This window comes from Flavobacterium undicola, from assembly GCF_009909155.2.
Classification (GTDB): domain Bacteria; phylum Bacteroidota; class Bacteroidia; order Flavobacteriales; family Flavobacteriaceae; genus Flavobacterium; species Flavobacterium undicola.
The window spans coordinates 1-2,449 of record NZ_JAAAPM020000067.1 but is presented as its reverse complement, the minus strand read 5'-3'; the positions used below and the strand labels follow the sequence as shown (position 1 = coordinate 2,449).

2 protein-coding genes are annotated in these 2,449 nt (G+C 33.6%); one reads left to right on the top strand and one right to left on the bottom strand.

From position 1 onward, the window contains the following. Positions 1–454: 454 nt before the first annotated feature. Positions 455–700, bottom strand: a complete 246-nt coding sequence (locus GTZ96_RS18080; RefSeq protein ID WP_161645288.1) for a hypothetical protein — start codon at positions 698–700, stop codon at positions 455–457. Between the two features lie 122 nt (positions 701–822). On the opposite strand from GTZ96_RS18080, the gene mtaB reads away from it, so the two are divergent. Then, on the top strand, positions 823–2,151 hold the full coding sequence (mtaB, locus tag GTZ96_RS18075) for a tRNA (N(6)-L-threonylcarbamoyladenosine(37)-C(2))-methylthiotransferase MtaB (RefSeq protein WP_161645287.1): 1,329 nt from the start codon (positions 823–825) through the stop codon (positions 2,149–2,151). Positions 2,152–2,449 lie beyond the last annotated feature (298 nt).

The following is a 2,449-nucleotide window of genomic DNA, read 5'->3' as shown; positions in this document are numbered from 1 at the left end:
GCTTTGCAAGCTTCATCATTTGGCAATTCTTTTATAAAGTTTAGTATGCTTTGTCCTTCAAATACTTCCATAACGACTGTTTTTAAAGACATAAAAATACAGAAACTAAATGACTAACTCAATAAATATTTTTTTTTGATGTGTTTCATTGTTACTTGAAATTTACGTTCTGTTGAGGTTTAAGAGTTTATATCTCTTTATATAAAATAATTGTTTTTTGTGCAAATTGAGAATATTCAGATTTTTAGTATTCAAATATATCAATAAATAACTACAAAACTTAATGAGAAATAAAATTTTATCGTTAATGAAGTTTGCGTGAGGGATAGCAGCGACATCCTTTATGGCTTTGATAAAAGGCCATAAAGATAGAGCGAATAGCCCGACCCGAAGTTTTTACGGAGGGGCACGCCCAAATTTTACTTTTTATTAAAATTTTTTCTTTGGATTTTTACTAGTCTTGGAAATTTCTTTTTCTGATATTGTTTTTTACTTGTTCCCAAGTGAGGCCGGGGTCTTCGCCTGAATAGTATTTTGCTGTTGCTTCTTCTACAATCAACTTTTGTTCTTCAGTTAATTTATATTCTGAATTGTCATCGCTGAGGACATCTTTTAAAAAATCCAAAGTGCTTTGATCTTCTGTATGGATAATCTTTTCAATTAACTCGAGTTTATCCTTTTGTAAATTAGCTGATTGCATGATTTTTATATTTAAAATCTATTTACAAATATAATGATAATCCCATTTTAATTCTTGTAATTAATATGTAAATTTGCGCACTCTATTTTTTTGACAACGATTTCATTAAATAGAGCTTACTTATGGAAAACAGAAAAAAAGTGGCCTTTTATACCCTGGGCTGTAAATTGAACTTTTCGGAAACATCGACGATTGCCCGTAACTTACAAGACGAAGGTTTTGATCGTGTCGATTTTGAGGAAGTGGCTGATATGTATGTCATCAATACCTGTTCGGTGACTGAAAATGCAGATAAACAATTCAAACAAGTGGTGCGTAAAGCAATGAAGCTGAATGATAAAGCTTTTGTCGCTGCTGTAGGTTGTTATGCCCAATTGAAACCCGAAGAACTGGCGAGTGTAGATGGAGTGGATTTGGTTTTAGGTGCTACTGAAAAATTCAAATTAGCCGATTATATCAATGATTTGTCTAAAAATGACATGGGCGAAGTGCATTCCTGTGAGATTGCCGAAGCCGATTTTTATGTGGGCAGTTACTCCATTGGCGACCGTACCCGTGCGTTTTTGAAAGTACAAGACGGTTGCGATTATAAATGTACGTATTGTACTATTCCGCTAGCTCGTGGAATTTCCCGAAGTGACGAATTGCAGAACGTATTGAAAAATGCTTATGAAATTTCGAAGCAAAACATCAAAGAAATTGTTCTTACCGGAGTGAACATTGGAGATTACGGTAAAGGGGAATTTGGAAATAAAAAACACGAACATACCTTCTTGGAATTGGTTCAGGCTTTGGATGAGGTAGAAGGAATTGAGCGTTTGCGAATTTCATCTATCGAACCGAATTTATTGAAAAATGAAACGATTGAATTTGTTTCGAAAAGCAGAACCTTTGTACCGCATTTTCATATTCCGTTACAATCCGGAAGCAATGATATCCTGAAGTTGATGAAGCGCCGTTATTTGCGTGAAGTTTATATTGAAAGAGTGAATAAAATTCGCGAAGTGATGCCTCATGCCTGTATTGGTGTGGATGTGATTGTTGGTTTTCCCGGAGAAACCGATGCCCATTTCTTAGAAACCTATCATTTTCTGAATGATTTGGATATTTCTTATTTACACGTTTTTACGTATTCAGAACGTGATAATACCGAAGCTGCCGAAATGCCAGGAGTTGTGCCGTCGAATGTTCGAGCAAAACGAAGCAAAATGTTACGTGGATTATCGGTTAAAAAACGCCGTGCTTTTTACGAAAGTCAATTAGGTACCAGCAGAACGGTTTTGTTTGAAGGTGAAAATAAAGAAGGCTATATTCATGGTTTTACAGAGAATTACGTAAAAGTAAAAACGCCTTGGAATCCGGAATTAGTAAATACTTTACACCAAATCAATTTGACTAAAATTGATGAAGACGGAAGCGTAAGAATGGAATTTGCTTCGACTTTGGTTTAACATATAAGTCATATAATTTTTTAAACCATTAAGGAATTAAGTTTATTAAGTTTTGCGCTTAATTTTTTTAATTTCTTAGTGGTTTTTATTTTTCCCAAAGTTTAAATTTTATAAATTCTTAGGTTAATTGTATAAGGGAGTAGAGCTGTTAATGAGGTAATTTTAAATAATTAAATTGAGTTAGTCATTTAGTTTCTGTATTTTTATGTCTTTAAAAACAGTCGTTATGGAAGTATTTGAAGGACAAAGCATACTAAACTTTATAAAAGAATTGCCAAATGATGAAGCTTGCAAAGCT